Below are 25,697 nucleotides of genomic sequence, written 5' to 3' on the forward strand. Positions count from 1 at the left end.
GCTCAGCGGACCCTGACCGTCGGCACCACCGACATGCCCGGCCCGATTGCATAATGGTGCAGATCGGGATCGTTCCGGTTGCGCCGGTCGAACAGGATGCGAACCGGCACGCGCTGGACCACCTTCACATAATTGCCGGTGGCGTTCTGCGGCGGCAGCAGCGCGAAGGCCTGACCGGCGCCGCGCTGGATCGAATCGACATGCCCCACGAAATGCACGTCGGGAAAGGCATCGACGCTGATATCCACCGGCTGTCCCAGCCGCATGAGGGCGAGCTGGGTTTCCTTGAAATTGGCGGTCACCCACATCCGATCGGGCACGATCGCCATCAACTGGCTGCCGGCCTGCACATAGCTGCCGACATTGACGCTGCGATTGACGACCTGCCCGGCCACCGGCGCGCGGATATCGAGATGGCCATAGGTCACCTTGGCGGAGTCGATCTGCGCCTGCGCGCCGGCCTTCTGCGCCTGCGCCGACTTCACCTGCTTCTCGGCGACGGCGATCTGGGCATCGGCATTGTCGATCGCGCGCCGGGCGGCCGCCGCCTGCCCGGCGCTGCTGTCGGCCTGCGCGCGGGCCTGATCGATCTGGGTGCCGGCAACGGCCGCGGCATCGATCTGGCGGAGCGCCACATAGCGCTTCAGATCGGCCTGCGCCTTGGCGGCCTGCGCTTCGGGCTGGACCGCCTCGGCGACGGCCTGCGCGCGTTGCGCCTGCGCGGACGTCACCTGCGCGCGCGCCTGCTCGATCTGCGCCTCGGCCTGAAGCCATTGCGCGCGCGCCTGCTCGACGGTCGCCTGGGTCGCATCGGTCTCGATGGTCGCGAGCAGCGCGCCGGCTTCGACATGCCGATTGTCCACATTGGCCACGGCGGTGAGCTGGCCGGACACCTGCGCCGCGAGCCGCACGACATGGGCGTCGACAAAGGCGTCGTCGGTGGATTCGAACTTGCGCGCGTGCAGCCAGAACAGCAGGCCGCCGACGATCAGCACGATCGCCACCACGCCGAAGATCAGCCAGAAGAGCGGACGCTTGTAGAGCGGCGGCCGACCGTCGTGATCGTCCTGATCCTCGTCGCCGTCATCATCGTCATCATCGTCGTCGCGCTTGCCCTTATCCTCGTCGGGCTCACGGTCATCATGGTCATGCCCGTCATCGCCATGGGCGGAACGAGGCCTGGTATCGGGACGATCTTCGCCGTCGTTCCTGCCGTCGTCGTCCGACGCACGGTCTTGATCGCGATCCGCTGTCATTGGCTGGCCATACCCCCGATTATCCGGGAGTCGCGGCCCCCATTCGAGAGTCCGTGACGCGGCAGGCGCGATTTCGTTCCCACCCATCGCACCCGACTCGCCGAAACGCCCCGTCGCCGTGCCGGCGGCTGCGGTCAGCCGCCGGGCGGGGCGCCGTCATCGCGATCGCTCGGCAGAGCGGAATGGACCGTGTCGCAGATCTGGCGCAGCGCCGATTTCACCCCTTCCTCGAAGGTCGGGTGATAGAAAGGCAGGCGGAGCAAGGCCGTCGCCGTCTCGCCACGCTCGATCGCCCAGGCGAACAGATGGCCGATATGATCCATTCCGGGGCCGACCAGGCACGCGCCGGTCAGGCGGCCGTCGGTCGGCGTGGCGTAGATCCGAACCAGACCCGCATTGCGGCCTTCGACCTTTGCCCGGCCCTGATCGGCGTAGGAACTGCAACCGATCACGGGGCGCTCGGCGCCGGCTTCGCCGAGCTGCTTGCCGAGCTGTTTGCCGACGATGGCCACGGGGGGATCGGTGAACATGATCGAGAAGGCGACGCCCCGATCGGCCGGCGTGAGCGTCGGATAGCAAGCCGCATGACGTCCGGCGATCGCCCCTTCGGCGGATGCCTCGTGGAGCACCGGCCGATCGGCATCGGCATCGCCCGCCAGGAAGATCGCACTCTCGCCGCAGCGCATCGTCCGCCTGTCGAACAGCGGGACGCCATGCTCGTCGAGCGACAGGCCGGTATCGCCCAGCCCCAGATCGTCCAGGGCCGGCGGTCGTCCCGCCGCGACGAGGACATAGTCGAAGGCTTGCGAGCCCTGCGTCGGGCCAGACCAGTCGAGCCGCGCCTGGCCATCGTCCAGCGAGGCGACGAGTTCGACGCCGAGATGGAACGGCAATTCCCGCGACAGGATGTCACGCAACGCCGCCTCCACGGCATCGTCCTGCAAGCCGGCGATCGCCTCCTTCTGATCGAAGACGACCACCGCCACGCCGAGGCGGACCAGCGCCTGTGCCAGTTCGAGCCCCAATATCCCGCTGCCGACCACCGCGATCGAGGCCGGAAGCGTGCCGAGCTCGAACAGCGTCTCGTTGGTCAGCACCCGATCACCCAGCACGCGGAACATCTCGGGGACGTGCGGCCGCGATCCGGTCGCGATGACGATCGCCCTGGCGGCCACCGACGTACCGTCGTCCAGCGCCAGCGTGGAAGCGTCGCGGAACCGCGCCCGGCCCTGCCGCCGGATGCCCTCGGGGATCGCATCGATCGTCTCGATCGTGGCCGCGACGAAAGCGTCGCGCTGCGCGCGCACCCGCCGCATCACCGCCGCGCCATCGATCGCGGGCGGCGGCGCGTCGATCCCGAAGGTGCCGGCCGTGCGGACGGCATGGGCGGCATGGCCGGCCGCGATCAACAGCTTCGAGGGCATGCAGCCGACCGTCGCGCAGGTCGTCCCCGCGAAGCGATCGTCGATCAGGATGGTCGTGGCGCCGGCTTTCCGGGCGGCCCGCTCCGCGGCGAGGCCGGCCGTTCCCGCGCCGATGATCGCCACGTCGCGCTCGATCCGGCTCATGCGTGATTCCCGTCGCCGGAGCCTGCCGACCCGCTGCTCACCGACTCTTGGCTGACCGACCCTTGGCCCACCGACAAGGCGGCGCGCTGCTCGGCAGACAGCTTGCCGGCACAGCCGGGCACTTCATCGAGCTGGCGGACATCGGTGAAGCGGCCCCGCTCCGCCCGATAGCGCACGATTTCCGGGCCGTGGCCGCGCAGGCCATCGACGGCGTCGAGCTCGGCCGCGCTGGCATGGTTGATATCGACCGTCGTCATGGCTCAGTTCCGCTCCGGCGGCGTCATCGGGCCGCCGCGTGCCAGCGCCTTCACCATCGCGGGCTGCGCCTCCAGCCGTTCGAGATAGGCGAGGATCGCCGGATGATCCTGGAGCAGCCCGGCGTGGCGCGCCGCAGCCAGCAGATAGCTCATCTGGATATCCGCCAGCGTGAGGCGCTCCCCCATCAGGAACGGACGATCGCGCACGCCGGCATCGATATAGTCGAGCGTCTTGCGCAGTTCGGGCCTGGCGAAACGGGACAGGCCCTCGGGCAAGCCGCCGGTCATGCCGCCCAGCAGCACGAGCATGATCGGCAGCCCGGCCGAGCTTTCGACGAAATCGAGCCATTCGTCATGGATCGCCCGATCGGCGGTGCCCGGCGCCGGCACCAGCCGGCCATCGCCATATTTCTGTTCGAGATAGCGCAGGATCGTGCCCGACTCCGCCAGGGTCAGCGCGTCGTCGATCAGGATCGGCGCCTTGCCGAGCGGGTGGATCGCCTTGAGCGCATCGGGCGCCCGCGAGTGCCGATCACGCGCATGGGTGACCAGCTCGTAGTCGAGCCCCAATTCCTCCAGAAGCCAGAGGATACGTGTCGACCGCGAGAAATTCAGATGGTGGAGCGTGATCATGGGGCGCCTTCCAGATTCGCGGAATGAACATCCCGCGCCCGAGCCTCGCACATCCGGGCCGGGGGTCCGGCATCCAAGCGAACCGGGCCACGCAGAGTTCCGGCCGGGGCGGCCATGATCCGGGGTCGCCCCGTTTTCGCGTCATGGCGACGCAACGCGCCCTTTGCCCTTCCCACGTCGGCCCCGCCCCGATCACGCCCCGGTCACGGCCCGGTCACACCCCCGCGCGTGAGGATTTGGGCGCCGGGCAACAGGATGGACCCGCATGCGGGATCGGCGACGCGCAGGAACAGCCAGCCGATCCCCGCATGGCCGAGCATCACGCCGCTGACCGCCTCGCGCGTCGGCAACCCCGATGGCCATGGCGCCTCGCCGATGTGGAAGTTCGTGATCGCGCTCTCCAGAATGGCCGCCAGCGGGCCGGGGTCACGCCCCGCTCGCGCCGCATCCAGCAGCGCATCGGCAAGGCCGAGCAGGCCATGGCACAATGTCAGGTCGCTGCCGGGCAGCCCGAGCATCCGCGTTGCCTCGCGGGCCGTCGCGTCCAGTGCAGCGTCGAGTGCGCCCGCCATGCCAAGCCCGCGCCCGGCCGCCGCCAGGCGCATCTGGGCGATCCCCGCCGCGCCATGGCACCAGGCCGTGGGATAAAAAGCTCGATCGGGCGGATAGCCCGGCAGCAGACGATCGTCCGGCCAGCCGCGCTGTTCGGGGCTATAGGCCCGCTCCTCATAAGCGAGGGCCGCGATCGCCGCGCTCCGCAACATTGCATCCGGGAGCAGCGCATCGACGACGAGCAAGGCATGGGCGATCCCGCCGGTGCCGTGGGCGAAGCCCGTCAGATGGGCCCGCGTGCCCGGCATGGTCGGCCAGGACAACACGCCATCCCGTTCGCGCACGCCCAGCCCGACCAGCGTCCTCGCCACGCAAGCCGCACGCGCGACGAGGTTCGGCGCCGCCAGCACGTCGCCGGCGATCGCCAGCGCGAGCGCCGTGCCCGCCAATCCCGAGATCAGATCGGTCTGGTCCGGCGCATGACCATCCAGCGGCAACGCGTCCAGGAGCCGGCGGCCGGCCACCATCGCCTCGTCGTCGTCCAGCGCCTGCCCCGCCAGCAGGAGCCCCACTCCGACGCCGGCACGGCCGCCATAAAAGCCATGGGGACCGATCAGCGACGGATCATCCGCCCGCGCGGCACTCTGCCGCAGGGCAGCCCGCGCGGTGTCGCGCAGCAGGCGATCGGGCACGCGGGCGGCGAGTTCGGCCAGGAACCAGCCGATGCCGCCGGTGCCGCCATAGAGATCCGGCCCGCACGATCGGCTGATGGCGGGGTTCTGCCCCGGCAGGGCCGGCACTGCATCCAGCCAGGTGCATCGATCGCCGCTGCGGATCGCACGGCGCGCGATTCCGAATCCGATCTGCGCCGCCACCTCGATCGCGATCGTTCGATCCGGCAGCATGCTCATACCCCGAACGCTGCGAAGTCGTAGGGGAAACAGGTCGCCGGATTGCGGTCCAGCCGGTCGGCTGGCAGGCCATAGCCAGCCAGCCGCGCCGCCATCGCCTCCACCGGCAGGGTGCCAGCGGACTGCGCGGCGATCAGCCCCTCGGCCAACAGCCGGCTGCGCTGCAGGCCGAAGCTCTCTCCGCTCTGCGGGCTTTCGGCGAAGCCCAGTCCCGCCGCCAGCCGTCGCACGAAGAGCGGGACGTCGGGACGCAAGGCGGTGCCCAGCGCGATATGCACGGCCTCGATGACGTCGATGGCGGCCGCGACGTCTTCGGCCGCGCAATAAAGCACGCCGGTATCGGCGCGATCATAGCCGGCGATCGAGACCGGCACCTTGAGCTGGAAGGGAATGCGGCGGCGCTCCAGCCCCGCGCCCAGCGCCTGAAGAAGGTACGGGGCGCCGTGCGACGTGATGTTCCAATAGAACCGCACCTGCCGCCCGGCCGCCGCCTCCGCCACGGGGCGGCCGACGACGAAATAATGCCCTTCGCTCCGCAGTTCGCGCACCCCGCCGTCCCGCATCGCCACCGGGTTGGCGACACGCAGGTCCGCGAGGAACCGGGCGTCGTCGCCGGCCGCGGCCGAGTCCGGCTGCCCGGGGCGGCAATAATGGCGACCATAGATTGCCTCGCTCAATCCGGCGGTGGGCTGATCCGGCCGCCCGAACGCGAAGCGCGCGCCCGACGACAGGCTCGCCAGCCCCGCGCCGACGATCCGCACATCCGCCGCAACGCCCCGCAGAACATCCTCCAGCGCGCTCATGCCGGCCAATGCCAGCGCTGCCGCGCCGTCACGGGATCGGTCATCAGGGCGGCCGCCATCTCCAGCATCGCCGGGATGCCGGGCGCTACGACGCCGTGATGGGCGCTCTCGAGGCAGGTCTGGAGGATGCGGGCACCGGCCATGGCCAGCAGCATCGACGGCGCATCGCCCGCGCGCGGCCACGGCGCCGCCACGATATAGCTCCGCCACAGCGCTTCGGCGATCGGCCGCACCCGCGCCTGGGCGACGTCGAGCGGCTCGGGCAGCCCGCCCGGATTGGGGACGAGCATCGAATGGATCAGGCCGGCAACGTCCCAGAGCCCATCGCCGAGGGTCACGATCTCCCAATCGATGATCCGCGCCGTCCCGTCGGTCGCGACGAGCAGGTTGGGCGCCTTGACGTCGCCGTGGATGATCTGATCGGCGCGCCATGCCGCGCGCAGCCGTTGCAGCGCCGCCCCGGCCCCGGGCCATGCCATCAGCTGCTGCAAGACGGTCGCCGAGGCCGGGGTGAGCGGCACATAGCGCGCCTCGGCGGTGCCGATCGTCAGCACCCAGGGCATCAGCGCCGCGAACAGCCGCCGGCTCGGCGCCCCCGCCGTCGCCTGCGACACCGGACCATGCAGCGTCGCCAGCGCGCGCCCGACATCCTCGACCAGCGGCACGGACAGGCCCGCGCCCAGCAAGCCATCGGCGAACGATCCGGCCGCGACGATATAGTCGATCGTCAATATCCGCTGCCGCTCGTCATAATGCCGGAAGCGTGGCATCCACGGCGCCAGCGGCGCGAACAGCGGATCGTGGGTGGCGAGCCAGAACAGCGAGGCCTCGGCCCACATCGTCGCCGCATCGGCGGTCGTGCGATCCTTGGGCTGCTTCACGATCGCGCCACCGCCCGGCCATTCGACCCGGACGAGATGATTGCGCGAACTGAGCGAGGCGACCGAGACGTCTGATGACACCAGATGTGCCGGTGAGATCACGCCGATCCGCAACAGATGCTGCACCGATTCCCAATGATCCAGACCCATGGCCGCACTTCTAGGCCAAAATCCCGACGAGCATGATCGGAAATCGAACCATTATGGACAAGACTACCCCGTCACCCTCCATATCATTATTCCAAAATATCTCCATGCTTGGCCACAACACAAGATCGACTCGGTAATATTATTGTCATCGGGAGAGTGATCATGACCAGCAAAGGCGAACACGCGGTAACATTCGACGATTTCATCGATAAAGTACATCTCGACCCGGCCCGACCCGAGCCACGCAAGCTGATCAGCGGCTTCGTCGGCCGCGGCGCGACCGAGGACAGCATCCGCGTCTATTCGGATCCCAGCCTGAGCCAGTGGGTCGAGGCCTCCACCGCCGATGTGCTGCACAGCCAGCCGATCGCGGACTCGCCGCTCGGCGGCTCCCATCTCTGGCTGGCCGGGCATGCCGAGCTGAAACCGGGCTCCGTCTCGGTCAACGCGCCGCCGGCCGTCCCGCTCGGCGGGCTCGGCGTCGATACCGGCGTGTTCAACCCGTTCACGACGATCCACCCGACGATCTGGACCCAGCTGGGGACATGCAGCACCCATACGCTGGGCTTCGCCTGCACCCATGTCACCTGTCCGCCCGTCAACGGCACGCTGGCGACGCTGTGTACGCATGTCGGCACCTGCGGCGCCGCGCCGACCCACGCGCCCGGCTGCCCCAATACGGTCACCTGCACGCCGACCCACGCGCTCGGTTGCCCCAACACGATATCCTGTCCGCCGGTCCATCCCAATACGGCGGCGACCCTGTGTACCCAGGTCGGCATCTGCGCCACGGCACCGACGCATGGCCTGGGCTGCCCCAATACCATCACCTGCACACCCACCCACGCGATAGGCTGCCCCGGCACCGTCACCTGCACGCCCACCCATGCGGTGGGCTGTCCCAATACCGTCACCTGCCCCCCGATCCACACGCTGGCCTGCGGCGGCACGGTGGCAGGGGCATTCCCTGCGGCGGCGGCGGTGGTCGCGCCGACCGTCGGCTTCACCTGCATCCCGACACTGCCGCCGCAGTGCCTGCCGATAACGCTGCCACATATCTGCTGAACGCCAGGCCCCATGCCATCCGGCATGGGGCCACCCACGACGCGTATCGGGAGAGTCGGTATCATGGATACCCATGGCTGGCGATAACGCTGCCACATATCTGCTGAACGCCAGGCCCCATGCCATCCGGCATGGGGCCACCCACGACGCGTATCGGGAGAGTCGGTATCATGGATACCCATGGCTGGGATGTGATTTCGGCGAGCAATATCGCCACGGTGAACAGCGTGCTCTCCCGCTCGATGACCGCCCTTCTGGCGACCTTCGACTTCTCCAACACCGCGATGGACATCACGCTGAGCGGCCAGTTCGATCCTTGGACGATCCAGCCGGGCGGCTCCGCCAATCGCATCAAGCTGATGATGCCGATCGCCCACGGGACGCTGACCGCGCCGCCATTTCGCCAGCCGATCGATCTCGCCGGCGTCCAGCCGGTGCTCAATCTGGAACTGGCGATCGTACAGGGCGCGAGCGCGGGATCGCAGTCGGTCGCCTTCTCGCTGCACACCAACTCGCCGACCCCGACCGACGACGGCGGTGCCGTCTACGTCGCCAACCCGGATGCGAGCGGTCTGCTGAACCAGCGCGATCCGACCAAGCAGGCGGCGGCGATCATCAACGACTGGTTCGGCGAAATACTGGTCCAGAACAGCGCCAAGATCTCATTCGTATTCGCCACGATCGTCACCAATCCGCAAGGCCAGCCATGGCTCGCCCCCAAGGCCACGTCGGTCTCCTATTTCGAGTCGGTCGACGGGCAGACCCAGGCGCTCGCGATCCAGTCGCTGACCCAGGCCCCCTGGGGGCCGGACATCCTGGCCACCGCGGTCGACCCGTCGCTGCTGGCCGCCGGCGATGCCTATTTCTTCGCGATGGCGCCGGCGGTGTTCCTGCGCAACCTGCTGATGCCCAATGTCGCGTCCGCGCTCCATGTCCCGGCGTCGGCATTGCAGTTCAACCCGCCGAGCGCGCCGAACCAGCCGCTGAGCTGCTCGATCACCAACACCCAGAGCATCTCGATGGGATCGGTACGCAGCGGCGCGATCGACTATTATCCGGAATTGACCAGCTATGCGGTCGCGATCAGCGGCTCGCAGATCCTGACCAGCGCCAGCGGTCAGTTCGACATCAGCGGCCTGCACGACGCCTATGTGACGTTCGACAATCTCAATGTCGTGATGGACGTCGGCTATGACCAGGCGACCAGATCGGCGACCTTCACCGTGGTGAGCCGCTCGTCGCCCAGCACCGACGAGCATATCCCGTGGTACGAGAAGGAGCTTACCTGGATCGTGCCGGTGGTGGGCCTGGTCGTGAACATCGTGATGGATGCGGTGGTCGCGGCGATCGAGAACGCCGTCACCGACTCGCTGACCAGTTCCGGCCAGCTGTCGATCGGTGCCATTCCCGTCGCCAGCGCGGTCTGGACCGGCCTGAGCCAGTTCAACACCACCGACGCGGAACTCGCCGATGCCTTCGTGATCCGCGCGTCGGGCGCGTCCTGAAGCGCCGCGTCGCGGTCGCCACGATCCGATCATCCGCCCGCTTCTTCCGCTTCGACCAGGATCTTCTGCTTCGACCAGGAAAGGAACCACCATGGCCACCAATGCCCCGCCCGCCCCCGCTGCGACCGTCCCCGCCGCGCCCGTCACGCCGGGCGGCAGCGGCAATATCGACCTGATGGGCTGGGATACGGTCTTCGCGCTCGAATTGCCGGCGCTGAACGCCTCGATCGTCGCGCAGAACACCACGCCGGCCAGCTTCGCGGGCACCGATCCGCAGGGCGGCGCCGTCATCAGCGGCAGCTGGGACGCGTGGAGCGTGACCGGCGGGGAAGGCAATGGCATCATCCTGAATTGCCCGATCAAGGCCGGCACCGTGACGCTGCCGGGCGCCGCCCCGGTGAAACTCGACGGCAGCGTCGTGACGGTGATGATCACGCTCACCCAGACCAGCGCCGCGCAGCAATTGCCCGACAACAGCGCCAAGGACGGCACCGGCAAAACCCTGCATTTCACCGCCAACCAGACCAGCGAGGCGTTCCAGCGCCCCGTGGTGCAGGGCATCACCGGCCTCAGCGGCTATGCCTTCTACGGCGCCGAAGGCGGGTTCAACGACTATTACCAGAACAACCTCGCCGCCTTCGACGCGGTGTTCGCCGCCATTCGGCTCGAAGAGGAGGCGATCGAGGCGGACAAGCAGTGGCTGAAACCGGCCTATTCGCTCTATGGCTTGGCTTCGGCGGGCTCGGCCGGAACCAGTGGCGCCACCGCCGGCACGACATCGGCGTTCGCGCTGCTCAGCCTCGTCACCCCACCGAGCGGTGCGATCCCACAGCAGAATTTCGATATCCGCATGTTCGACGTGTTCGCCACGACGACTACACCGACCAATTCGGTGTTTGCCGTCTCGGCGCCGCTGGCGATGCAGAACATCGTCCGGCAGGCCGCGAAGCATTGCGTGATGGGCGCCACCGACGATGATTTCGAGGTCACCAACAACGGCATCACCGTCACCAACAAGAATGTGCTGAACTGGGGCAATTTCCAGCTCCAGAAGGACGATCCGACCAGCATCGTCGTGCCGGCGATCCAGCCCGGCGATTTCGAGCTGACGCTGGACGGCATGGAATTCCATCTCAGCATCTCGCAGGCAGCCTTCACCACGCCGGACGGTACGGCGGACGTGAAGCTCACCGCCGATCAATATTTCAACATCGAGGCGGCCAAGCTGTCGAACGGCAGCTATTATCTCCTGCCCTCGCCCGGCCTCGGCACCAATTCGATCCGCGCCGACGTGACCCCGAACAAGGGCTTCGAGATCGCGATGATCATCGAGTCCATCGCGGTGTCGCTGATCTTCGCCTTTCTCGGCGCGTCGCTGGGTGAAGCGCTCAGCCCGGCGGTGTCGACCGCGACCGAGGAGGGCGCCGGCGTCGTCTCCGCGTCGGCGGAATCGCTGGAGGACGAGGTCGGCAATCTGTCGGACGGCGAATTGTCCGATGCGGAGGATGCCGGCGCCGAGGATGCCGGCGAATCGATCGGCTCCGACGGCGAGAATAATGGCGGCAAGACCGGCATGTTCGCCAACAAGTACAAGGTCTGGGGCGGCGTGATCGGCGGCCTGTTCGGCGTCCCGGTCGGGTTGCTCCCGCAGATCATGCAGCTGATCTGGAGCGACCGGATCACCGAGGGCCATGTGCCGACGATCGACCAGTTCGCGACCAATTTCTCGCAGGCAATCCAGTGGCCCTACGTCAAGAGCTGGCAGGTCACCGGCGGTACCTTCCGCGCCGCCTTCCTGCTCGGCGGCAGCGCGCAATGACCCTTCCGGCCATCCGTGCCGCAGACCCGCCGCAGGGCGAGATCTCGACCTTCGGCTGGGACACCGCCTTCGCCGTCCGGATCGAGAACGTCAACGCCGCGATCCGGGCGCGCAAGGCGTCGCCGGCGAGCTTCCATTATGCCGATCCGGTCGATCCGAAACTGGTCTGCCAAGGGCAGTTCGGGGACTGGCAGCTGGTCCGCGGCGGTGATGGTGATGGGGTCAATGTCCTGCTGCCGTTGCAGAATGTGACCGGCGTGGCGGCCGACCAGGCCAGCTATACCGATTATCGCTGGGCCGGCGGATCGCTCACCTTCACGGTGCGGCTGCATTTCTTCGAGGGCCCCGAGACCAGCAGCCGCCACCTCAAGATCAAGCCGACGAGCGACGAACCGAGCGTGCCCGTGGTGCAATATTATGCCACCGACGAGACCGTCGCGCCGAGCCCGGCCTGGGCGATCTACGCGATCCAGGCCGCGCTGGAGGGGTGGTGTACCCAGAATCTGGCCGATTTCGCCTATATATTCTCGGTCGCCGATCTCAACGAGGAGGCGGACAAGGGCGCCTGGTCGTTCCTCAAGCCGAGCTATGTCAGCTATTCCTATGTCGACGGCCCGAGCGACGCGGACGCCTTCCTCGGCGTGCTGGCGATGACCAACGGCCGCGCCCCCGGCAGCCTCCAGCAGGTCATCGACAAGCGCATCGTGCCGCCCGGTGTGGAGGGCGCCTTCTGCATCTCGCGCGCGCTGATGCTGCTCGATCTGGTCGTCCCCCAGCTGATGACGATGTGGCCGAACCTGACCATGGCCGATCTGATCATCGGCGATCAGACCATCACCCTCACCGCGGATGCCGCCATCGACCTCCCCCAGGTCCAGGAACAGGGCGACTGGTACACGCCGGTGCTGAAACAGTTCACCTTCGCCATCGAAGGGCCGCAAATCTCGATCGACGCCTATACCGAGACGGACGTACAGGCCGGCGTCACCGCCTGGTGCCGCACCACCTCCTGCTACACGATCGTCAAGGGCACCAACAAAGCCGGGCAGACCACGCTGGCCTATCGCCAGCTCGGCGATCCCATCCAGAGCCACGGCAACATCGTGGCGGAATGGGTCAAGATCACCGACGCGATCGTCGCGGCGATCCTCGCCATCGCGCTGGTCGTGCTGGCGGTGGTGACGGGCGGGGCGGCGGCCCCGGTGATCGTGGTGCTCGGCGCGCTGCTGGTCGGTGCGGTCGGCTTCTCGGCCGAGATCGCCGGGCTGATCGCCAATGACGACGCCCCCGCCATCGATCTGCTGCAGGACAATATCTATGCGCCGATCGTGTGGACCGACAGCCAGGATTTCGCGGTGTCCGACGTGATGCTCGACGGCTCGCTGCGGCTGGTCGGCGCACTCGGCTTCGCCAGCACCGTCGCCAGCCCTTCAGCCCCATGAGGACGAACATGCTCGACACCTTCGGATGGGATCTGGTCTTCGCCACCACCCTCTCGGCCTATGACGCCGCGATGCAGGCCGGGGGCCATATCCCCGCGAGCTTCGCCACCGCCACCGCGGCAGGCACGTGGGGCGCCTGGCACCTGATCGGCGGCGCGCCGTCCAACCGGCAGCTGCTGCGCTGCACGATCGCCAGCGGCACGGTGACGGTGGATGGCGCGGCCGTCGACATCGCCGGCGCGACCGCCACCGCGATGATCATGCTGGCGGTCGGAGCCGATGGCGTCATCGCGCCGCTCGGCGGTGCGGCGGTGATCCTCGACACCTACACGCTGCCGAGCGGGATGGCCGAGGCCGACGTCTATCCGATCGTTGCGGCGCTGACCGACATGCTGCGCGCGGCGGTGCCCGGCCTCGCCGGCGCGTTCGGATCGGTGCAGCTCGCACCCGTCACGGCGGACGACGGCGCCCCGCTTTGGCTGCGCCCCACCGCCGCGGCGTTCGCGTCGCAGCCGCTGCCCGCCAACGACGCGCGCGGCGCGATCGTCGCCGTGCTGGCGACCACGGAAGGGCGGAGCGACGCCGCGTTGCAGCCCGCCGTCGATGCCCGCCTGTTCGACGGCGCCCCGGCCGATGCCGATCGGGCGATCGTGATCGGCACCGGGCTGGTGACCGCGCAGCTCATCGCGCCGTCGCTGCCGGCCGTAGTGCAGGGTTCGACCATGGCCGACTTCGCGATCAGCCCGACCGGGACGGTCTATAATGCCGCGACCATGACCTGGGGGAGCTTTGCCTTCGCCACAGCTGGCGACAGCACATCGGTGATCACGCCGGTCATCCCGCAGGGCAATCTGCAACTGACGCTGAACGGCGCGACCGCGCATCTGTCGATGTCGAACGTCCACTTCCCCTATCCCGACTGGCCCGGCCCCGGCGACATCACCGTCTCGCTCGACGCCGAGCAATATGCCGATCTCGGCATCGTCCCGCGCAGCGACGGCGCGCTGGTGCTGAGTCAGGTCGGCACGGCGAAGCGCACCACCCGCGTCACCGTGATCCCCAGCGAGACGACCCAAATCTACCAGATCGCGCTCAACACCGCGCTCCAGGTGTTGTTCGCGGTGATCGGCGGCGCGCTGGATCAGGCGTTGGGTGCGGCGGAAGGGGCTGCGGCGGAATCGATCGAGGACGGCGCCGAGGACTCCCTCGTGTCTTCCTTGTCGGACAGCGAATTGGAGCCGCTGCTCGGCGAGCATGCCGATGCCGAGGAGATCGAGGCGGCGGAGGAAGAGGCCGCCGAAGGTGCCGGCGATGCGCTGGCCCATGCCGGCCAGCCGGCCTGGTTGCAGAGCTTCAAGGCGACGATCATGGCCAATTGGTACAAGATCCTGCTCAAGATCATCGAAAAGGCCGTCGAGATCCCGGCCAGCGAACTGACCGCGCTCGGCGTGGCGCTGGCCAAGCGCGATTATGATCATCTGCCGACGATCAACACCATCGCCGAGAATGCCTCGGCGGCGATGACCTGGGTGGATGGCGGCGCGATCGCCTGCATCGACGGCAAGGTCGATCAGGCGCTGCTATTCTGGGCGAAACACGCCCCCGACTCCGCCCCCGATCCCACCACGCCATCAGCCTGAAACCCGGGAGAGACGCCATGGCCAGCCCGATCGCCATCACCATCCGCTTCGCCGTCGCCGAGGGCCGCGCCGATGCGGCGGGCCGGGCCTGCGCCAGCCTCATCGACGCGATGCGATCCACGCCAGGGGTTTCCGCCCACATCCATGGACACGACGGGACGCGGCTCGACCTTGTTCTCGCGATCGACGATCAGGCGGCGGTCGATCGCCATCTCGCCGCCCATGGGCCGCTCTACGCAATATTTGAAGATGTCGCCCGCGTGGCCCTGATCCGGGTGAAGGGCGCGGTCGATCCGCAGACGATCGCCGTCCTGAAGCGCCTGACCGATCATGTCGAGATCGCATGAATCCCGGCGACGTCGCCCTCGTCACCTTCAACGCCGTGCCGCGCCACCAGGAGAGCCTGAAATATGCGCGACTGGGCGCCATCGGCGTCGCGGCGACGCGCGCCTTCGCGGCGCGCCATGGCCATCACTTCTACGGGACGATGCCAGACGTCGGCGATCGCCCGGCCTGCTGGGCCAAGATTCCCGCGCTGCGGGCGGCGCTGCGCCATCATCGCTGGGCGATCTGGGTCGACGCCGATGCGGTCGCGCTGCATCCCGCATCGGTGCTGCCGCTGCTCGACACCGATGCCGATCTGGTCTGCGAGCGGCCCGATTCCTTTTTCCGCTGGCTCGGCCTCGATCCGGCGCTGGGTCGCGCAGCCCAGCCTGTGCAGAGCGCCGTGTTCGCGCTGCGTGCCTCGCCATGGACGATGCAATTGCTTGATGCAGCGTGGGACCGCACCGAATTCATCACCCCGCCGACGCGATGGAACGGCATCGGCGAACAGGAGGCCATCAACGCCGTGTTGAAGCGTCGCCCCGCGGCGGATCGCGACCGCATGCAATATGTGCAGGGCCTGCAGGCGCCCCCCGCCCTCGCCGCCGCGGACACCCGCTTCGTGCATTTCTATGGCGATCGGGCGCACCCGATCCTGCCCGCCACGGTCTGTGCGGCGGTGCTCGATCGGTTCGCCGATGCGGTCGAGGCAGGAGACGGGCACGCCATGCCGCTCGCGCTGGTGCATTGGAGCGCCATCCAGCGCGTCACAGCAGGAGCAGAGGCCGGGGCCGATGCCCGCCGCAGCCCCGCATGCTTCGGCTATGACCGGGCCATGCTGGTCCGCGCGGCGGCGCCGTGGATGCGGCGGGCCGGGTGATCGCCTGTCACGAGATCACCCGGGGCACCGCGCAGGGCCCGGCCATGCTGTTCCTCCATGGGCTGGACGGCGATCCGATCGCGACATGGGGAGTGGCCGGGGCCGGTGCGGTCTTTCCCCGCCGGCTGGCGGCCGCGCTTCCGGCGGCACGCATCCTTTCGCTCGGCTATCCGGCCGCGCTCGCTGTCTACCGCCAGCGGCCGGAATTGAGCCTCGCGATCGTCGCTGAGGCGCTCGCCGAACGCCTCGCGCCGATCCTGTCGCATCGCCCGGCGCTCGGCATCGTCGGCTATTGCCTGGGCGGGCTGGTCGCCGCGATGGCGCTGCGGCGGCTGGCGGGCACGATGACGCTACCGCCCACCCTGCTCTGCCTCATGGACGCGCCATTGCGCCTGCCGGGTGAGGAAGACCCTTTCCCGCAGGTCGGCGCCGCGCTCCGCCTCAGCGGTACGGAGCTCGCGGACATCACCGACTGGCTGCACCTGTCCTACCGGCCGGGGGCGTTCGAGATGGTGTCCATGCTGAGCAGCGCGCCGGGCTGGCTGGCGCCTTACGCGCGCGACGCCCTGTCACCGCCCGCACCGCTGGTCCGGCTGCCCGGCGATCATCTGGCGCTGGCCATGGCGCCGGAGACCGGCGATTTCGCCCCGCTACGCTGCGTGATCGCCGCCTGGCGGGCGTCCGGCCTCGATCCGGGTGGGCGGCCCAGCAGGCCGGCCGCCCCGCACCTCGCCAGCCCCACCGCCGCTCAGGCGGCGACCGCCGTCGCCGGGATCGCGCCCGCCACCTCGGCGATGATCTCGAAGGAGCGCAGCCGCGCCTCGTGATCGAAGATGTCGGAGACGATCATCAGTTCGTCCGCCTGGGTCTCGGCAATCAGCGCGGCCAGCCCGGCTTGCACCGTCTCTGCCGATCCGATGATCGAGCGTGCCAGCATCCGCTGCGCCTGCGCCTTTTCCATCGGCGACCAATAGCTCTCGATATCGTCGATCGGCGGCCGGCTCAGCCCGCGGGTGCCGCGGAACATGTCGGTGAACGACATTTGCTGGGTGGTGGCGAGGCGCCGCGCCTCGGCGTCGCTCGCCGCGGCGACGATGTTCACGCCGACCATCGCGTGCGGGCGATCCAGCTGCTGCGACGGCTTGAAGCGACCACGATAGATGTCCAGTGCGGCGCCGAGCATGTCGGGCGCGAAATGCGAGGCAAAGCCGTAGGGCAGGCCGAGCTCCGCGGCAAGCTGGGCACCGAAGGTGCTCGACCCCAATATCCACAACGGCACCTCGGTGCCCGCCGCCGGCACCGCCTGGAGCCGCTGCCCTTCTTCTGCGGGGGTGAAATAATGTTGGAGTTCCAACACATCCTGCGGGAAATTATCGCTATTCTCGATCGACCGGCGCAGCGCCCGCACCGTCATCTGGTCGGTGCCCGGCGCGCGGCCGAGCCCCAGGTCGATGCGTCCCGGGAAGAGCCGGGCCAGCGTGCCGAACTGTTCGGCGATCACATAGGGCGCGTGGTTGGGCAGCATCACCCCGCCCGCCCCGACCCGGATGGTCCGGGTGCCGGCAGCGATATGACCGATCACCACCGCGGTCGCAGGACTCGCGATGCCGGGCATATTATGGTGCTCGGCCACCCAGAACCGGCGATATCCCCAGTCCTCGGCATGGGCGGCGAGATCGCGCGCATGGTCGAACGCCGTCTTGGCGTCCGATCCTTCCCGGATGCGGACGAGATCCAGGATCGACAATTCAGGCATGGCAGGCTCCTTCCCCCCGGATTTAGGATGCCGGGGGGGCGGCACAAGGCCCGCATGCGCAAACCACGCCCCGGCGATCACCCATCCGCGCCGTGGCGGAAGCCGAGCAGGACATTGCCTTCGGTCGACAGATAATTGGTCCGGTAATCGAAGCGCGGGGTGTCGGCGAACAGCAGATAATAATATTTCATCTGCTCGGACCACCAATAGCCCGGGCAATGATCCGCCTGCCGCTTGGGCACCGACGTCACGTCGGCCAGATCGGTATAGCCATAAGCGGCCTTGTTCCAGCGCTTCATCGCCAGGAAATGGTCGCGACCGATCTCCCGCCAGCGCTCGTCACGATCGAGCAGCCACAGGTTGAAGGCGGCGTCGGCCAGCTCGGGGCGGAGCGCGTTGGTCGGCTGGGCGGCCGCGCCGGTGGCATAGTCATAGCCCTCCGGCAAAACCCCGAAGCGGGCCTGCACCCCGGCCCAGCTTTCGGTATAGGCGGCGCCCTCGCGCATCGCTCCGCCCTGCCCGAGCAGGCCGCCATAGAAGGAGGCGAGTTCGTCCTGCACCGTCGAGACGGTCGCCCCGGTCTCGAAATCGACGTCGGCGAACCAGAGGCGGCCGCGCTGCCAGCGCGGCTGATGCCGGAGAATGGCGGCGGTGCAGATGTCGTACATGCGCTTGCATTCGGCATCGCCGAACAGCTGCCAGCCATCCCAGAGATATTCGAAGAAGCTGTCGCAATAGGAACCGACGGTGGCGGTTCGCGAGCGCCACGCCCCGGTCAGCACGTCGATCTGCGTCGCCACCATGTCGAGGCGCGAGCGCCGGGCGAACAGCGCGGCAGTCGCCTTGCGCGCCGCCTCGGCATAGCGCGGATCGCCGGTCAAGCGGCTGAGCGTGCCCCATTCGGGCAGATAGGTGGCGATGTCGGCCGGGCTGGTGACGCTCTCGCGCCCGACGCCGGTCTTCAGATTGACGAAGCGCCAGGGCATGGCGGTCGGCGTCTGGAACGCCGGGAGCAGGCGATCGGCCAGATCCTTGGCCTTGGCGAGCAGCACCGGATCGCCGCAGGCATGATGCGCGGAGAGCAGCCCGCCGACGAAGCGGATCGAGGTCTCGAACACCGAGACATCGCCGTCGACATCGAAGTCCAGCTCCGCCTTCACCCAGTCCACGCCCTGCTGGAAACGCTCGTCCAGCCCCATCACCCACAAGGTATCGAGCGCCTCCACGATGGTGAGGCCGAGATGGTGGGTCTTGAGCGGGAAGCTGGAGAAGCTGCCGCTGACCGGCCGTATCTCGTCCTTGCCCCAGGCCTGTCGACGATAGGCGTCCCACGCCCAGGCCATCTCCGCCTTCACGTCCTGCGCCAGCGCGTGCCAATCCGCCTCGCGCCGCCGCGCCGCCCCGATCGGAAAGGGCGCCGCCCCGCACAGCGCGGTCGCGCCCAGCATCATGCCCCGTCGGCCCATCCGCATGATCGAGAGTCTCCTGTGATTGCGGGACGACCTAACGCCGAGTCCGGGTGGATTGCAAAGGGGCCTCTGCGATCTTCGCCCGGCGCGGCGGCCGAAGGCGGAGTCGCCCAGCTACACGACGCCGCGGCTGGAATCGGCTCGCCGACGGCCGCTATGCGGGCCGGATCGGCACCCTGCCCGATCGTGGGCCGAACGATGTCGGCACCGTCGTCGGCACGATGAACCATCGCAACCGGATCAACCATTTCACGATCCGCTTCACCGCTTATGCCGGCACCGCCGATCTGCCGCAGGCGACCGCTGCGACCAACCTGGCCGGCACCACGCTCTGCGAGAAGCGGGAAGCGAAGCACGGGTAATCGACGGCTCCCCTTCGACGCCTCGCTCAACGGCGCGCATGGCAGCATCATCAGCGATCATGTCGTCCTCGTCTACCGGCTGACGCTGCCGCCATCGCGCCCCGTCCGATCCGATAGCGGTGCCGAAGCGCGCTCGGCCAGAAAGCCTGTTGCCAAGCCCGGGACGATTGGCTAGTGGCCCGCCTCCCAACGCGCCCGTAGCTCAGCTGGATAGAGCATCAGACTACGAATCTGAGGGTCGGACGTTCGAATCGTTCCGGGCGCACCACTTCCCCATGACAGCAGCAGCGCGGCTCGCTCAGCCCGCCGGCGCGACATCGCGCCGGCCTCATGCGCCGGGATCGGCCTGTCGACGCGTGGACAGCACAGCCACGCCGCCGACCGCGCTTTCCACATCAGCACACATCGCGCACCCGGCCGACGAATAGCCAACTCTCGACACATTGCCGGCAAATCCACGTCCGTTAACCCGTAAGCCATTGGCAGATCACCAACTGGTCCATCATTCCGGGTCGAACCGCGGCAAAGATATCGACCAAAGTATAGCAGTTAACCATATAAAACGAAATTACCGTTCCCATTTTTCGCAACGATCATTAACAGCATCTGCAATACACTGAAATTCAGTTCATTAACCATGCTTTGAGGTCAACGATGACGGCCTATTCGACTTCGAGCGAAAAGCCGGGAGAAACCGGCTCGATTCATTGTCGATCGTAAAATGATGCCAGCCTTGCAATTCACATCGCTGAAGCTCCGGATCGCGTTCATTTACGCCAGCCTCTTGGGGATCACTCTCGCTTGTGTGGTGCTGGTCGCCGACCGGGGGATTGATCGCTATGGCGAACAAGCCTCGATCACCGAAATGGCGGTGAATGCCCATGTCTTCGACCAGCTTCTCAATCTGAGGGTGCGCCGTCTCGAGGATTCGGCACGGGTTCTGTCGCATGATTTCGGATTCCGTTCGGCCGTGGCCACGCAGGACCGCCCGACGATCACCTCCGTGCTGGACAATCTCGCCTCGCGGGCCGACGCCGAATATGCCTTCGCGATCAATACCGACGGCAGCGCCACCGGCGCACGCGGCGTCCATTATCCGATCGCGGCACGCCTGATTCCGGCGATCCTGCGCGGCGATCGCCACGGCCTCATCCGCGTCGACGGGCAATTGGCGATGGCCGTCGCCGAGCCCATCAAGGCGCCGAACCTGATCGGCTGGCTGATCCTCGCCCATCCGCTCAATGGCCGCGAATTGGGCGCACTGGCGGGCCTTGCCCCATCCCAGCTGATCGCATCGGTCCTGCCGACGCCGGATATGCCGGCGGACATGATCGACCAGCCGCCCCGCACCGCCCGCCTGCTCCACCGGGACGGCGACGCGATCCTGACATGGCACGCGCCGCTTCCGGCGCTCCAGCAGGGCCTCCAGACCGAGCTGATCCTCCAGCGGCCGCTCAAGCCGCTGCTGGCGAATTACGCGACCCTCAAGCACCTGCTGGTCGTGATCGCGCTCGCCGGGATGCTGATCGTCACCGCGGTGAGCTGGCGCCTGGCCTTCACGATCACCCGGCCGCTGCGCCGGCTGGAAGAGGCCGCCCGGCAATTCGGCCGGGGCATATCGATCAAGGTTCCCGTGGAATCGGTCGACGAGGTCGGCCGGCTCGCCGAAACCTATAACAGCATGGTCGCCGCCATCGAGGATCGGGAGCAGAAGATCCTCGATGCGATGCACGATCCGCTCACATTGCTGCCCAACCGCCGCCTCTTCCTCCAGCGCCTGAAGCAGGAGGTCGCGGCGATGGCACCCGGCGACGTCGTGATCCTGATCCTCGCCGATATCGACGACTTCAAGAATGTGAACGATACACTCGGCCATCCGGGCGGCGACGCGCTGCTGTGCGAGATCGGCGCACGGCTGGCCACGCAGTTCGGCGACAGCCAGATTGCCCGGCTGGGCGGCGACGAATTCGCGATCCTGCTGCCCGGCAAGGCCAACGCCGTCGCCATGACCGAATTGGGCGAACAGGTCGTGGCCTGCCTGAACCAGGAGATGATGATCGCCGGCGATGTCGTCATCCCGTCCGGCAGCGTCGGCATTGCGGCGACGATGTCGCATCAGGATCATGACACGATCCTGCTGATGAAGCGCGCCGATCTGGCGCTGTACGCGGCCAAGGGTGCCGGCAAGAATTGCGCACACCTGTTCGATTCCGTGCTCGACGAAGCCTCCCGCCAGCAGCGCGCGCTGGAGCTCGACCTGCGGCGCGCGATCCGCGATCGGGAATTCCGGTTCGTGTTCCAGCCGATCTACAGCCTTGGGGACAACCGTCTGACCGGTTTCGAGGCGCTGATGCGCTGGCGACGGCAGGATGGCCAGGATGTCAGTCCCGCCCTGTTCATCCCCGCAGCGGAGAAATCCGGCCAGATCAACGCGCTCGGCGAATGGGCCATCGCGGAAGCCTGTCGCTGCGCGACCCAGTGGGATCATGACGCGACGGTCTCGGTCAACGTCTCGCCGCGCCAGTTGATGAACCCGGCGCTGTTCGGATCGGTGGTGGATGCCCTGGTGGGAAGCCATCTCGCGCCCCGCCGCCTGATCATCGAGATCACCGAAAGCGTGTTTATCGAGAATATGTCGGTCGCGCTGCAGACCCTGCGCAAGCTCCAGACGATCGGGGTGCGCATCGCGCTCGACGATTTCGGCACCGGCTATTCCTCGCTGAATTTCCTCCGCTCCTTCCCGTTCGATCGGGTGAAGATCGACAAATGCTTCGTCGACAACCTCGCGCCCGACAGCAGCGCCAACGCGGTGATCCGCGCGATCCTCACCTTGGCCGACGCCCTGGGAATCGAGACCGTCGCCGAAGGCGTCGAAACTGCGACCCAGCTCGATGTCCTGCGCCGAGAAGGCTGCGCGCAGGTGCAGGGATATTTTCTGAGCCGCCCCGTCGAACTCGATCGGATCCCGCTGCTGAATGCGACATTGCCGACGCCGGGCGCGGAAACCGTCGTCGATCTGAATGCGGCCCGCAAGTCCGGCCGATGACCCGGCGGAACGATCGCGCACGATGATCGCGCGCGTCTGACGCCCGGTCGTCGCCCTCGATCGCGGCGAAATATTGCCGCCATGCTGCGAAGATTTCAGCGCCGCCCGCCGATGGGACATTCGCTCGACACGCCCGTGCGCCAACGCCTGTCGCGATAATCCCATGGGAGTCGATGATGCACAAATATTGGATGACGTTCCTTGCGACGGCCTCGATCGGTGGCGCGGCCCTCGCGGCGGATCAGCCCCCGCCCTCCCCGCACGGAGGCTGGGCCGACATCGAACAGATGCACGCCCAAAGGGAAGCACACCGGGCTGACGACATGGCCGTCCTCCTCGGGCTGCGGCCGGACCAGAGGCCGGCGCTGGACAATTTCCTGCAATCCATGCGCCCGCCGCACGGCGAAGCACATGATCGCCCACATCGCGCCGGGCCGGATGATGCCGGACCCGACGCCACCGCGGCGACCTTTCCCGCCCGCCTCGACGCCATGGCAGCGGCGGCCAGGCGGCATGACGATGGGGTCAGGCAGAAGATCGCGTCGGCCCGCTCCTTCTATGCCAGCCTGACATCCGAACAGCAGCAGCGCTTCGATGCGCTCGATGATCTGCGCCACGATCACGGCCCCGGCCACGATCATGGCCGTCGCGGTGACGGTCGCTGGCCGCATGGCGGCATGGGCGGCTTCCCGCCTCCGCCGGCGGGACAGCCCGGCGAGGGCTGACACCGATCGCGACGGGTTCTGGCCGATCGGCGCGGCGGGACGATGCGTGCCCGCCGCGCCCGAACATGACAAAAACTTAGTCTGACACTCAGACTCCCGCCATCCACCGTGGCGCCATGCCCGCCCGATTGGGCTGCCGTGGTCGCTTCCGGGCACGCGAAGAACGATGAGTACGGTAAGGCGGAGCTACGGAAAAATGCGTTGTGTGCGGCGACCGGCGGCGATGACCGCGCGGCCCTCCTCTTTTGTCCGTGGCGCTGCCATGCTCGCCATGGGGGGACTCTCCGCCACCCCGCTGCTGGCGCAGAGCGCGCCTCCCAGCACCGCGACCCCCAGCACCGTCACGCCAGCCCATTCGCTCACGACCCAGGATGCGGCCGAAGCCAAGGCCTCCGCCCAGGACGAGATATTGGTCACCGCGCATCGCCAACATGGTGCGGTCGCCACCGACATCCCGCCGCAGGTCACGCTCAATTCGGCTGCGATCGGCGCCTTGGGGGCGGCCGATCTGCATGAGGTGTTCGAGGATCTCGCGCCTGAATTCAAGACCGGCGAGAGCGAGCCGGGCAAGGACGCGCAGACCCCCGTCGTGCTCGTCAACGGCCAGAGGATCGCCGGCTTCTCGTCGATCCGCGATCTGCCACCCGAAGCGGTGCGCCGGATCGAGGTTTTTCCCGAGAAGGTCGCGCTGCAATATGGCTATGGTGCCGACCAGAAGGTCGTCAACGTCGTCCTGCGGAGCAATTATCACGCGCTCACATTGCTCGGCCGCTACACCGCCGCCCCGGAGAATTGGCGCGGAATCTACCGGGCCAAGGCCGATCTGCTGCGGATCGGGGAGCATTCCCACTGGAATATCGATCTCGATTATAGCCATATCGATCCGCTCTTCGCCGGCACGACGCTGGCCGATCCGGCGACGGGCGCCACGTCGACGCCCGTCCCCGCGCATACGCTGGCCACGCAGAATGACGATCTCACCGTCAGCGGCGATCTGACCCGCGATTTCGGCCCGCTCACCGCGGATTTCGCCAGCCGGCTCGAACTCGGCACGCTGCAAAGCCGGCTCGGCCTGGCCGACGAGGATGGCGACCTGCTGAGCCAGCAGGGCTCCCCCGGCCTCATCAGCGGCCCGCGCTATCGATCCGACCAGCATGTCGATGCCCAGACGAGCCTGACCCTGAACGGCCATCTCGATAGCTGGCGCTGGTCGTTCATCGGCAAGCTCGACGACACCGCGCATGTCATCCGCACGCAGGATTCCGCGTCCGGCGGCCATTTCGACACGGTCACGATACCCTCGCCGGCGCTGCTCGATCAGCGCTGCGAGGGGATGGCGAACCTGGATTGCGTCGCCACCGAGACGCGCACCGCGAGCGGCGATGCCTTCCTCAACGGCAAGCTGCTGCCGCTGCCGGCCGGATCGATCAGCGCCTCGCTCCGCGCGGGCTTCGCCTTCTCCGGCATCCGCAGCGAGTCTCCCGCCGCAGGACAGCAGCAGGATCGCGACCGCAACGAAGGCAATATCCAGGGCAATTTCGATATCCCGATCACATCGGCCCACTCGCCGGTGGGCAAGCTGTCGATCGGGCTGAACGGCGAGGCCCGCCAGCTTTCCGATTTCGGCACGCTCTCGACCTTCGGCTCGACGCTGCAATGGGCGCCGATCAAGCCTGTCGAGATCATCGCCTCGGTACGCAGCGAGCAGCAGGCGCCGACCCTCGAACAGCTCGCCAACGGCATCCTCGACACGCCCGACCTGCGCGAATTCGATTTCGTCACCGGCGAAACCTCGATCGTGCGGCGGCTCGAGGGTGGCAACAGCGCGCTCACGCCGTCCAGGGCGCGGATCGGGAACCTGCGGATCCAGGTCAATCCGCTGCGATCGACCGATCTCCAGCTTTCGGCCGAATATACCATCACCCACACCCATGATCCGATCGTCGCCATCACGGCGGCGACGACGGCCGCAATGGCTGCCTTCCCGGAGATGTTCACCCGCAACCAGGATGGCTATCTGACCGGGCAGGATACGAGCCCGGTCAATCTGGCGAGCCGCGATCAGCAGCAGATCCGCTGGGGGCTGAACTATTCCACCGCGTTCGGCGCCTCGCTGCCCGGCGCGCCCGGCAAGGCCCCGACGCGCGATCAATTCCAGATCGCCCTCTATGATACCTGGCGCCTTCAGGATGATGTCGTGCTGCGCGACGGCCTGCCCCGGCTCGATCTGCTCGACGGCGGTTTTCTGAGCGACATGGGCGGCACGCCGCGCCACGAGATCGAGCTCCAGACGACGATCGCGACACGCACCTGGAGTGCCGACATCAATGCGCGGTGGCAGACCCCGACGACGACGCAAAGCGGCCTGGCCGGCAACGACCGCCTGACCTTCTCCCAGGGCGTCACCGTCAATCTGCGCCTCCAGATCAATCTGGCCGAGCAGCATTGGCTGGTCCACGCGCTGCCCTTCCTGCGCGGCAAGCTCAACCTGTCCGCCGACAATGTGCTGGGCGCGCACACCACGGTGCATGACGGCAACAACAGCGTGCCGCTGGCCTATAGCGAAGCCTATCTCAACCCGACCGGACGGACCTTCCGGATCACGCTGCGCAAGCGCTTCCACTGATCGCCCGGAATGTCGGCGGATCGCCGC

At 67.7% G+C, this 25,697-nt stretch carries 21 protein-coding genes and 1 tRNA gene; 13 read left to right on the forward strand and 9 right to left on the reverse strand.

Features of this window, described 5'->3' with window-relative positions:
• Nucleotides 1-2: 2 nt before the first annotated feature.
• The 7 genes from PBT88_RS14405 to PBT88_RS14435 form a co-directional block, all read right to left on the reverse strand.
• On the reverse strand, nt 3-1,256 hold the full coding sequence (locus PBT88_RS14405) for an HlyD family secretion protein (protein WP_270076020.1): 1,254 nt from the start codon (nt 1,254-1,256) through the stop codon (nt 3-5).
• Nucleotides 1,257-1,390: 134 nt separating this feature from the next.
• Complete coding sequence (locus PBT88_RS14410) at nt 1,391-2,824, reverse strand: dihydrolipoyl dehydrogenase (protein ID WP_270076021.1); 1,434 nt, start codon at nt 2,822-2,824, stop codon at nt 1,391-1,393.
• Nucleotides 2,821-3,081, reverse strand: a complete 261-nt coding sequence (locus PBT88_RS14415; protein ID WP_270076022.1) for a ComEA family DNA-binding protein — start codon at nt 3,079-3,081, stop codon at nt 2,821-2,823. The genes PBT88_RS14410 and PBT88_RS14415 overlap by 4 nt, the downstream gene beginning before the upstream one ends.
• Before the next feature lie 3 nt (nt 3,082-3,084).
• Nucleotides 3,085-3,714 carry a glutathione S-transferase family protein gene (locus PBT88_RS14420; RefSeq protein ID WP_270076023.1) on the reverse strand — a complete coding sequence of 210 codons (630 nt, stop codon included), beginning with the start codon at nt 3,712-3,714 and terminating at the stop codon, nt 3,085-3,087.
• A gap of 203 nt (nt 3,715-3,917) precedes the next feature.
• Nucleotides 3,918-5,171 carry a lanthionine synthetase LanC family protein gene (locus PBT88_RS14425; RefSeq protein WP_270076024.1) on the reverse strand — a complete coding sequence of 418 codons (1,254 nt, stop codon included), beginning with the start codon at nt 5,169-5,171 and terminating at the stop codon, nt 3,918-3,920.
• A gap of 2 nt (nt 5,172-5,173) precedes the next feature.
• Nucleotides 5,174-5,980, reverse strand: a complete 807-nt coding sequence (locus PBT88_RS14430) for a T3SS effector HopA1 family protein (protein ID WP_270076025.1) — start codon at nt 5,978-5,980, stop codon at nt 5,174-5,176.
• Nucleotides 5,977-7,011: an aminoglycoside phosphotransferase family protein gene (locus tag PBT88_RS14435; protein ID WP_270076026.1), complete on the reverse strand. Its 1,035-nt coding sequence runs from the start codon at nt 7,009-7,011 to the stop codon at nt 5,977-5,979. Before PBT88_RS14435 ends, PBT88_RS14430 begins: the two co-directional genes overlap by 4 nt.
• Nucleotides 7,012-7,173: 162 nt before the next feature.
• Here PBT88_RS14435 and PBT88_RS14440 point away from each other — a divergent pair, with 162 nt between their 5' ends.
• The 8 genes from PBT88_RS14440 (at nt 7,174) to PBT88_RS14475 (ending at nt 16,513) form a co-directional block, all read left to right on the forward strand.
• Nucleotides 7,174-8,076 carry a ribosomal eL19 family protein gene (locus PBT88_RS14440; RefSeq protein WP_270076027.1) on the forward strand — a complete coding sequence of 301 codons (903 nt, stop codon included), beginning with the start codon at nt 7,174-7,176 and terminating at the stop codon, nt 8,074-8,076.
• Between the two features lie 170 nt (nt 8,077-8,246).
• Complete coding sequence (locus tag PBT88_RS14445; protein WP_270076028.1) at nt 8,247-9,581, forward strand: TULIP family P47-like protein; 1,335 nt, start codon at nt 8,247-8,249, stop codon at nt 9,579-9,581.
• A 91-nt stretch (nt 9,582-9,672) separates the two neighbouring features.
• Nucleotides 9,673-11,400, forward strand: a complete 1,728-nt coding sequence (locus tag PBT88_RS14450; RefSeq protein ID WP_270076029.1) for a TULIP family P47-like protein — start codon at nt 9,673-9,675, stop codon at nt 11,398-11,400.
• Nucleotides 11,397-12,842 (forward strand): TULIP family P47-like protein, encoded by a 1,446-nt coding sequence (locus tag PBT88_RS14455; protein ID WP_270076030.1) that lies wholly within the window; start codon nt 11,397-11,399, stop codon nt 12,840-12,842. Before PBT88_RS14450 ends, PBT88_RS14455 begins: the two co-directional genes overlap by 4 nt.
• Nucleotides 12,843-12,850: 8 nt before the next feature.
• Complete coding sequence (locus tag PBT88_RS14460) at nt 12,851-14,482, forward strand: hypothetical protein (RefSeq protein ID WP_270076031.1); 1,632 nt, start codon at nt 12,851-12,853, stop codon at nt 14,480-14,482.
• Between the two features lie 17 nt (nt 14,483-14,499).
• Complete coding sequence (locus PBT88_RS14465; RefSeq protein WP_270076032.1) at nt 14,500-14,829, forward strand: hypothetical protein; 330 nt, start codon at nt 14,500-14,502, stop codon at nt 14,827-14,829.
• Complete coding sequence (locus PBT88_RS14470; protein WP_270076033.1) at nt 14,826-15,686, forward strand: hypothetical protein; 861 nt, start codon at nt 14,826-14,828, stop codon at nt 15,684-15,686. Before PBT88_RS14465 ends, PBT88_RS14470 begins: the two co-directional genes overlap by 4 nt.
• The gene (locus PBT88_RS14475; RefSeq protein ID WP_270076034.1) at nt 15,683-16,513 is read left to right on the forward strand and encodes a hypothetical protein; all 831 of its coding nucleotides are present in this window, start codon (nt 15,683-15,685) and stop codon (nt 16,511-16,513) included. The genes PBT88_RS14470 and PBT88_RS14475 overlap by 4 nt, the downstream gene beginning before the upstream one ends.
• Here PBT88_RS14475 and PBT88_RS14480 read toward each other — a convergent pair.
• Complete coding sequence (locus tag PBT88_RS14480) at nt 16,435-17,442, reverse strand: LLM class flavin-dependent oxidoreductase (RefSeq protein ID WP_270076035.1); 1,008 nt, start codon at nt 17,440-17,442, stop codon at nt 16,435-16,437. The genes PBT88_RS14475 and PBT88_RS14480 overlap by 79 nt on opposite strands.
• Before the next feature lie 77 nt (nt 17,443-17,519).
• Entirely contained in the window at nt 17,520-18,914 is a 1,395-nt protein-coding gene (locus tag PBT88_RS14485; protein WP_270076036.1) for a glycoside hydrolase family 47 protein, read from the reverse strand.
• Between the two features lie 218 nt (nt 18,915-19,132).
• Between PBT88_RS14485 and PBT88_RS14490 the strand changes: the two genes are divergently transcribed.
• The 5 genes from PBT88_RS14490 to PBT88_RS14510 all read left to right on the forward strand — a co-directional run bounded on the left by PBT88_RS14490 (nt 19,133) and on the right by PBT88_RS14510 (nt 25,670).
• Nucleotides 19,133-19,273 carry a hypothetical protein gene (locus PBT88_RS14490; protein WP_270076037.1) on the forward strand — a complete coding sequence of 47 codons (141 nt, stop codon included), beginning with the start codon at nt 19,133-19,135 and terminating at the stop codon, nt 19,271-19,273.
• 191 nt (nt 19,274-19,464) lie between these two features.
• A tRNA-Arg gene (locus tag PBT88_RS14495) sits at nt 19,465-19,541 on the forward strand.
• Nucleotides 19,542-19,997: 456 nt separating this feature from the next.
• On the forward strand, nt 19,998-22,319 hold the full coding sequence (locus PBT88_RS14500; RefSeq protein ID WP_270076038.1) for a putative bifunctional diguanylate cyclase/phosphodiesterase: 2,322 nt from the start codon (nt 19,998-20,000) through the stop codon (nt 22,317-22,319).
• 323 nt (nt 22,320-22,642) lie between these two features.
• Entirely contained in the window at nt 22,643-23,044 is a 402-nt protein-coding gene (locus PBT88_RS14505; protein ID WP_270076039.1) for a Spy/CpxP family protein refolding chaperone, read from the forward strand.
• 271 nt (nt 23,045-23,315) lie between these two features.
• Nucleotides 23,316-25,670: a TonB-dependent receptor gene (locus PBT88_RS14510; RefSeq protein ID WP_270076040.1), complete on the forward strand. Its 2,355-nt coding sequence runs from the start codon at nt 23,316-23,318 to the stop codon at nt 25,668-25,670.
• Nucleotides 25,671-25,697 lie beyond the last annotated feature (27 nt).

This window comes from Sphingomonas abietis (genome assembly GCF_027625475.1).
GTDB lineage: Bacteria > Pseudomonadota > Alphaproteobacteria > Sphingomonadales > Sphingomonadaceae > Solisphingomonas > Solisphingomonas abietis.